Source organism: Mitsuaria sp. RG, assembly GCF_028369275.1.
Lineage (GTDB): Bacteria > Pseudomonadota > Gammaproteobacteria > Pseudomonadales > Pseudomonadaceae > Aquipseudomonas > Aquipseudomonas peradeniyensis.
Window position 1 is genome coordinate 1 of sequence record NZ_JAQMYQ010000089.1, and the last position, 7,793, is coordinate 7,793.

Consider the following 7,793-nt stretch of genomic DNA (forward strand, 5'->3'; position numbering starts at 1 on the left):
CGCGAAAGGGCCGGTAGAATCAATACATAACTAACTGTCAAACAACTAACTTCGCATCTCTTGCTCTTGCTCTTGCTCTTGCTCTTGCTCTTGCTCTTGCTCTTGCTCTTGCTTCTAAGCGCGCAATAGTTCAGGCAACACCAATTGCGACTTCAGGAGGCCGAGCGGAGTTCTTGCGAAGGGAGGTGACGGCCATGGATGGCCGTCAAGCGCTGCGCCCCAGGATGGGGCGTTCAGCGCGGTCCTCCCGGGAGCAAGAACGGAGCGAGGGAACCCCGGAGCGCAGCGTAGGGGCCGGATGAACGGAGCGGGGCGGCTTTGGTTACTTTGGCCAAGACCAAAGTAACCCGCCGTAAGGGCGGAAAGGTGCCTAAATGTCGTTATATTCTACGAATGCGCATACAAAAACCAAAACAATCACCAAAGACCCAGACCCAGACCCACCCCTAGAGCCCCTCCAAAACCATCTCCAAAAACGTAGCCACCACCCGCCGCGTCCTCTGCTCACTCAAACAAACCAGCGTCTCGGTCAAATGCCGCCGACAATCCACAATCGGCAAAGCACAAACCCGCGCATCAGCCCCAAACTCCGCCGCCGAAACAACCCCCACGCCAATCCCCACCACCACCGCCTCCCGCGCCGCCTCACGCCCCTCGACCTGGATCGCCGGCCGGATCCGCAACCCGGCCCGTTGCATTTCCTCCTCCAGCGTCTGCCGCGTCACCGACCCCGGCTCACGCAGCACCAACGGCGTGTCATCCAGGTCCGCCAGGTTGATCTGCCCCCGGCTGGCCCACGGATGGTTGTGCGAAACGAACGCCACCATCGGGTCACGCCGCATCGGCACGCAGAACAACCGCTCATCATCGACATCGCGCCCGAGCAGGGCCAGGTCCGCCTGGTAGCTGAACAGCCGGGCCAGCGACTCATCGGTATTGCCGGTCTCGATCTTCACCTGGATCCCCGGATACCGCTGGCAGAACCGGGCGATCTGCGGCAGCACGTGCACCGGCGCGTCCACCGCCAGGGTCAGGCTGCCGGTGTGCAGGGCGCGGGAGTCCTGCAGCAGCTCCACGGCCTCGGCCTCACAGGCGAACAGACGCTGGGTCACGCCCAGCAAGCGCTCGCCCAGGTCGGTCAGCTGCACCGAGCGCTTGTTGCGCTGGAACAGCAGCACACCGAAGCGCTCCTCGAGCTTGCGCACCTGGTCGGACACCGCCGGCTGGGTCAAAAACAGCTTCTGCGCCGCACGGGTGAAGCTGCCCTGTTCGGCGACTGCATGAAAGGCCTTGAGTTGAGCATGGGAGACCGACATCGAACACTCCGCTTACAAGCTGGGCTTATGTGTGAAATACGATAAATCGATTTTATTTATCAGTCAGCACCTGTTTCCATGTGTTTCAACCCGGCTGCGCCGCCACGAGCGGCGCCATGTCGGCCATGGCGGCACCACCGCCATCTGACCAGGTGACGTCCCTCCGTCACGCAGTGCGCAACACAACAACAAGACAGGCGTTTCTTCACATTCTGCCGGCACACTCAAGCAAGAGGTCAGAGTCAATGAATCAATCCCTGGGCGCCATCAAACGCTGGCGCGTGCAGATCTTCGCGATCACCTGGCTGGCCTACGCCGCCTTCTATTTCACCCGCAAGGCCTTCTCGGTGGCCAAGCTCGGCATCGGCGAGGATCCGAATTTCATGCTCGACAAGGCCGCCATGGCCAACCTCGATGCGATCTACCTGGCCGCCTACGCCGTGGGCCAGTTCACCTGGGGCATGCTCGCCGACCGCTTTGGCCCCCGTGTGGTGGTGCTGGGCGGGCTGCTGATCTCGGCGGCGGCCGCGGTGGTGATGGGCAGTTACGCGACCTTCCCGATCTTCGCCACCTGCATGCTGATCCAGGGGCTGGCGCAGTCCACCGGCTGGGCGGGGCTGTGCAAGAACATCGGCAGTTTCTTCCCGGCCTCCCAGCGCGGACGGGTGCTGGGGCTGTGGAGTTCGTGCTACGCCTTCGGCGGCCTGGTGGCCTCGCCGTTCGCCGGCTGGTGGGCCTACACCCTGGTCGGCACCTGGCATGCGGCGTTCTTCTCCAGCGCCGTGGTGGTGGCCGTGGTGGCGGTGCTGTTCTTCATTTTCCAGCGCAACAAGCCCGAGGACGTCGGCTTGCCGGCGGTAGAGCCCGAGCCGCAGAGCATGGCCCCGGGGGGCAATCTGTGCAGCGTGTGGGCGCCGCTGCGCGAGATCCTGCGCAACCGCACGGTGCTGACCCTGGGCCTGGCCTACTTCATGCTCAAACCTGCGCGCTACGCCATCCTGCTGTGGGGCCCGGTGATCGTCTTCGAGCAGATGCCGTCGGTGGGCAAGGTCGGCGCGGCGATCATTCCCACGGCCTTCGAACTGGCCGGGTTGCTCGGGCCGATCCTCATCGGCCTGGCCTCGGACAAACTGTTCGGCGCCCGGCGCATGCCGGCCTGCGTGATCAGCCTGGTGCTGCTGACCCTGACCCTGGCCGGTTTCATGGCGGCGATGCACAGCGGCAGCGTGCTGCTGGTGGTGGCCCTGCTGTTTGTGATGGGCCTGACCCTGTATGGCCCGGACTCGATGATCAGCGGCGCCGCGGCCATCGACTTCGGCACGGCCAAGGCCGGCGCCACCGCGGCCGGTTTCGTCAATGGCTGCGGCTCGGTGGGTGCGGTGCTCGGCGGCCTGCTGCCCGGTTACTTCGACAGCGTCACGGTGTTTATCGTCTTCGCCGGCACGGCGCTGTTCTCCGCCCTGGTGCTGCTGCCGCACTGGAACAGCCGCCCGGCAACAGCACCCCAGGCCACCGATGTGGCACCCAACACCAGCATGGCGATCAAGCCACTGCGTACCTAAAGGAAAGCAAGTAGATGAGACCCTTCTGGCTGCAACAGGCCCTGGACCAGGAAGACCAGGCGCCGTGCCCGCCGCTTGCCGGCGACGTGCGCTGCGACGTGTGCATCGTCGGCGGTGGCTACACCGGCTTGTGGACCGCGCTGATGATCAAGGAACAGGCGCCGCAGCTGGAGGTGCTGCTGCTCGAGGCGGACATCTGCGGCGCCGGGGCCAGCGGGCGCAACGGTGGCTGCGCGCTGTCCTGGTCGGCCAAGTACTTCACCCTCGAGCGCTTGTTCGGCGTGGCCGAGGCGGTGCGCCTGGTGCGCGAGTCCGAGCGCAGCATCGGCGCCATCGGCGAGTTCTGCGCGGCCAACGGCATTCGCTGCGACTACCGCATGGACGGCACGCTCTACACCGCCACCAACCAGGCCCAGCTCGGTGGCACCGATGCGGTGATCGCCGCGCTGGAGCAGCAGGGGATCAATTCGTTTCAGCGCCTGGCGCTGGAGCAGGTGCAGCGCCTGGCCGGCTCCGACCGGCATCTGGAGGGCTGGTACTCGCCGGCCGCGGCCACGGTGCAGCCGGGGCGGCTGGTGCGCGGCCTGCGCCGGGTGGCCTTGCAGCGTGGCGTGCGCATCCACGAGGGCACGGCGATGACCGGCCTGGAGCATGGCGCGCCGGTGCAGGTGCGCACCCGCGCCGGCACCGTCCGCGCCGACCGCGTGGTGCTGGGCCTCAATGCCTGGATGGCGCGGGCCTTCCCGCAGTTCGGGCGCAGCGTGGCGATCGTCTCCAGCGACATGGTGATCACCGAGCCGTGCCCCGAGCTGCTGGGCCGGATCGGCCTGGACAGTGGCGTCAGCGTGCTCGACTCGCGGATCTTCGTGCACTACTACCACAACACTTCCGATGGCCGGTTGATGCTCGGCAAGGGCGGCAATACCTTTGCTTATGGCGGGCGCATGCTGCCGGTGTTCGACCAGCCGTCGCCGTACCAGCCGCTGCTGCGCGAAAGCCTGGCCGAGTTCTTCCCGGCGCTGGCCGAGGTGCCGCTGGCGGCCAGTTGGAACGGGCCGTCGGACCGCTCGGTGACCGGGCTGCCGTTCTTCGGTCGGCTCGATGGGCAGGGCAACGTGTTCTACGGCTTCGGTTACTCCGGCAGCGGGGTGGGGCCGTGCCACATGGGCGGGCAGATCCTGTCGTCGCTGGCACTGGGGCTGGACAACGCCTGGACCCGCTCGCCGCTGGTCAAGGGGCCGCTGGGGCAGTTTCCGCCGGAGCCGGTGCGCTACCTGGGGTCGTTGCTGGTGCGCAATGCCATCCGCCGCAAGGAACGCGCCGAGGACCGTGGCGTGCGGCCGCGCCGGCTGGACGTGCGCCTGGCGAAGTTCGCGGCGGCGGCGGGGAAGGCGGACAAGGGCTGACCCGCTCCCACGCGGGATACGCGATTTCTTGTCGAACCCGGTGCGCAGGGCGTATAAACTCTCCCCACTTTAAGGCCGGTCGCTTCCTGAACCGGCCGCGGAAACAAAGAGAGTCGATATGGGCGCACAGTGGAAAGCCAAACATAGAGAAACAGCGGCCAATGCCAAAGGCAAGGTCATGGGCAAGCTGTCCAAGGAAATCCAGATCGCGGCCAAGTCGGGCGCCGACCCGGACATGAACCCGCGCCTGCGCCTGGCGATCATCCAGGCCAAGAAAGCCTCGATGACCCGTGAGACCCTGGAGCGCGCGATCAAGAAGGGCGCGGGCCTGGACGGCGAGGCCGTGCAGTACCATGCGGTCAGCTACGAAGGCTTCGCCCCGCACCAAGTGCCGTTGATCGTCGAGTGCCTGACCGACAACATCAACCGTACCGTGGCGCAGGTCCGCGTGCTGTTCCGCAAGGGCCAGCTGGGTGCCAGCGGTTCGGTGGCCTGGGACTTCAACCATGTAGGCCTGATCGAGGCCACCCCGGAAGGTGACGCCGACCCGGAAATGGCGGCCATCGAAGCCGGTGCCCAGGACTTCGAGGACGGCGAGGAAGAGGGTTCGACCCTGTTCATCACCGACACCACCGACCTGGATGCCGTGCAGAAGGCCCTGCCGGAGCAGGGCTTTACCGTGACGTCGGCGAAGATCGGCTACACCCCGAAGAACCCGGTGAGCGCCGCCAGCCTCAGCGCCGAAGCCCTGGCCGAGGTCGAAGCGTTCCTCGAGGCGATCGACGAGAACGATGACGTGCAGAACGTCTATGTCGGCCTGACCGACTGAGCCGAGCGTCATCCTCGCGGGGCAACCCCGCTCCCAGCGCGTCTGTGGGAGCGGGCTTGCCCCGCGATCATTTCCGGACCTGCCTCATGCACCCCACCTTCGCCTCCCTCAGCCTCGCCCACCTGCGCACCCTCGACTGCCTCCTGCAACTGAAGAACCTCAGCCACGCCGCCGAGCGCCTGGGCTGCAGCCAATCGGCCCTGAGCCGCCAGCTGGCCAGCCTGCGCGAGGCCTTCGATGACCCGCTGCTGGTGCGCCAGGGCCGTGGCTATGTACTCAGCGAGCACGCCGAGGCGCTGGTCGAGCCGTTGCGCCAGGTGCTGGAGGAGCTCAACGCCCTGCGCCAGCCCGCGGCGTTCGACCCGGCGCGCTGCGAGCGGCGCTTCTGCCTCGCCGCCTCCGACTACGTGGCCGAGCACATGCTGCCGCAGCTGGTCGCGGTGCTGGAGCAGGAAGCGCCGGGCGTGTCGCTGGAGTACCGCACCTGGCAGGCTGGGCAGTACGCCTTGCTTGCCAGCGGCGAGATCGACCTGGCCACCACGTTGTTCGACGAATCGCCGCCCAACCTGCACGGCCGGCTGCTGGGCGAGGACCGGGCGGTGTGCCTGATGCGCCATGACCATCCGCTGAGCACCCGCGCCGAGCTGAGCCAGGACGACTACCTGGCCTTCAAGCATGTGCGGGTGTCCGGGGGCGGCGACAAGGACAGCTTTATCGACCGTCATTTGCGCGTCCAGGGGCTGCAGCGGCGCATCAGCCTGGAGGTGCCGTTCTTCAGTGCCATGGTCCAGGTGCTCGGCAATGGCCAGGCCCTGGCTACAGTGCCCGAGCACATCGCCCGGCAACTGGCGCGGCTGCACGGCCTGAGCTGGCGGCCGATGGGCTTCATCGACCACACCCAGCGCTACTGGGTGGTGTGGCACCAGCGCCTGCAGGCCTCGGCCGAGCACCGCTGGCTGCGCAACCGGGTATTCGAGGTGTGGCGCCAGTCGCAGTTCGGCGTGCAAGGTGGGCATGCGCCTTCGCCATAGCAGCTATGCGCGAAGCGGGGTTATTCGCAAGCCGGCAGGCGCCTAGACTGCGGGCATTGTGTTGCCAGTGCCGGCCTCTTCGCGGGGCAAGCCCGCTCCTACAGGATTGCGCGGTCCCTGTAGGAGCGGGCTTGCCCCGCGAAGAGGCCGGCACACGCACCTGACAATCCACAGGAGAGCCCCCCGTGACCCCCGAACAATTCCGCCAGTACGGCCACCAACTGATCGACCTGATCGCCGACTACCGCCAGACCGTCGGCGAGCGCCCGGTCATGGCCCAGGTCCAGCCGGGCTACCTCAAGGCCGCCTTGCCCGAGGGCGCGCCGCAGCAAGGCGAACCGTTCGAAGCCATCCTCGCCGACGTCGACAAGCTGGTGATGCCCGGCCTGTCCCACTGGCAGCATCCGGACTTCTACGGTTACTTCCCCTCCAACGGCACCCTGTCGTCGGTGCTCGGCGACTTCCTCAGCACCGGCCTGGGCGTGCTTGGCCTGTCGTGGCAGTCCAGCCCGGCACTGAGCGAGCTGGAGGAAACCACCCTCGACTGGCTGCGCCAGCTGCTGGGCCTGAGCGGGCAGTGGAGCGGGGTGATCCAGGACACTGCCTCGACCAGCACCCTGGTGGCATTGATCAGCGCCCGCGAACGCGCCACCGACCACGCCCAGGTGCACGGCGGCCTGCAGGCCCAGGCCAGGCCATTGATCGTCTACGTCAGCGCCCACGCCCACAGCTCGGTGGACAAGGCCGCGCTGCTGGCCGGATTCGGCCGCGACAATATCCGCCTGATCCCCACCGACGCCCGCTACGCCATGCGTCCGGAGGCGCTGCGCGAGGCCATCGAGCAGGACCTGGCCGCCGGCAACCAGCCCTGCGCCGTGGTCGCCACCACCGGCACCACCACCACCACCGCGCTGGACCCGCTGCGTCCGATCGGCGAGATCGCCCAGGCCAACCAGCTGTGGCTGCACGTGGACTCGGCCATGGCCGGCTCGGCGATGATCCTTCCGGAGTGCCGCTGGATGTGGGACGGCATCGAGCTGGCCGACTCGGTGGTGGTCAACGCCCACAAATGGCTGGGCGTGGCCTTCGACTGCTCGATCTACTACGTGCGCGATCCGCAGCACCTGATCCGGGTGATGAGCACCAACCCCAGCTACTTGCAATCGGCGGTCGATGGCGAGGTGAAGAACCTGCGCGATTGGGGCATCCCGCTGGGGCGCCGGTTCCGCGCGCTGAAACTGTGGTTCATGCTGCGCAGCGAAGGGGTCGAGGCCCTGCAGCAACGCCTGCGTCGCGACCTGGACAACGCCCGTTGGCTGGCTGCCCAGGTCGAGGCGACGGCGCAGTGGGAAGTGCTGGCGCCGGTGCAATTGCAGACCCTGTGCATCCGTCATTGCCCGGCGGGCCTCGCGGGTGAGGCGCTGGATGCCCATACCCGTGCCTGGGCCGAACGTCTCAACAATTCGGGCGATGCCTACGTGACCCCGGCGACTCTCGACGGGCGCTGGATGGTGCGGGTGTCGGTGGGGGCGCTGCCGACCGAGCGTGCGCATGTCGAGCGGCTGTGGGCCCGGTTGCAGGCGGTAGTGGCCGAGTAACGCGGCAAGCTCAAGCGCTGAACGCTGTCGCGGGGGGGGGGGGGGGGGGGG

The 7,793-nt window shown here is 67.2% G+C and carries 6 protein-coding genes; 5 read left to right on the forward strand and 1 reads right to left on the reverse strand.

The genetic code is table 11. The annotated features are described in order from the left end of the window. Positions 1-446 precede the first annotated feature (446 nt). Positions 447-1,316, reverse strand: a complete 870-nt coding sequence (locus tag POF53_RS25715) for a LysR substrate-binding domain-containing protein (RefSeq protein ID WP_203652321.1) — start codon at positions 1,314-1,316, stop codon at positions 447-449. A 245-nt stretch (positions 1,317-1,561) separates the two neighbouring features. On the opposite strand from POF53_RS25715, the gene POF53_RS25720 reads away from it, so the two are divergent. The 5 genes from POF53_RS25720 (at position 1,562) to POF53_RS25740 (ending at position 7,742) form a co-directional block, all read left to right on the forward strand. Then, positions 1,562-2,878, forward strand: a complete 1,317-nt coding sequence (locus POF53_RS25720; RefSeq protein ID WP_234563100.1) for an MFS transporter — start codon at positions 1,562-1,564, stop codon at positions 2,876-2,878. A 14-nt stretch (positions 2,879-2,892) separates the two neighbouring features. Then, complete coding sequence (locus POF53_RS25725) at positions 2,893-4,284, forward strand: FAD-dependent oxidoreductase (RefSeq protein ID WP_254464152.1); 1,392 nt, start codon at positions 2,893-2,895, stop codon at positions 4,282-4,284. Positions 4,285-4,402: 118 nt separating this feature from the next. Beyond that, positions 4,403-5,113 carry a YebC/PmpR family DNA-binding transcriptional regulator gene (locus POF53_RS25730; RefSeq protein WP_498970015.1) on the forward strand — a complete coding sequence of 237 codons (711 nt, stop codon included), beginning with the start codon at positions 4,403-4,405 and terminating at the stop codon, positions 5,111-5,113. 86 nt (positions 5,114-5,199) lie between these two features. Next, positions 5,200-6,144, forward strand: coding sequence for a LysR family transcriptional regulator (locus POF53_RS25735; RefSeq protein WP_498970017.1), 945 nt, complete (start codon positions 5,200-5,202; stop codon positions 6,142-6,144). A gap of 185 nt (positions 6,145-6,329) precedes the next feature. Further along, on the forward strand, positions 6,330-7,742 hold the full coding sequence (locus POF53_RS25740) for a pyridoxal phosphate-dependent decarboxylase family protein (RefSeq protein WP_203652324.1): 1,413 nt from the start codon (positions 6,330-6,332) through the stop codon (positions 7,740-7,742). Positions 7,743-7,793: the final 51 nt, after the last annotated feature.

What these genes read in the sequence shown, in the direction of transcription:
- POF53_RS25715 (WP_203652321.1), bottom strand. Translation starts at nt 1,316, where the DNA reads ATGTCGGTCTCCCATGCTCAACTCAAGGCCTTTCATGCAGTCGCCGAA.
- POF53_RS25720 (WP_234563100.1), top strand. Translation starts at nt 1,562, where the DNA reads ATGAATCAATCCCTGGGCGCCATCAAACGCTGGCGCGTGCAGATCTTC.
- POF53_RS25725 (WP_254464152.1), top strand. Translation starts at nt 2,893, where the DNA reads ATGAGACCCTTCTGGCTGCAACAGGCCCTGGACCAGGAAGACCAGGCG.
- POF53_RS25730 (WP_498970015.1), top strand. Translation starts at nt 4,403, where the DNA reads ATGGGCGCACAGTGGAAAGCCAAACATAGAGAAACAGCGGCCAATGCC.
- POF53_RS25735 (WP_498970017.1), top strand. Translation starts at nt 5,200, where the DNA reads ATGCACCCCACCTTCGCCTCCCTCAGCCTCGCCCACCTGCGCACCCTC.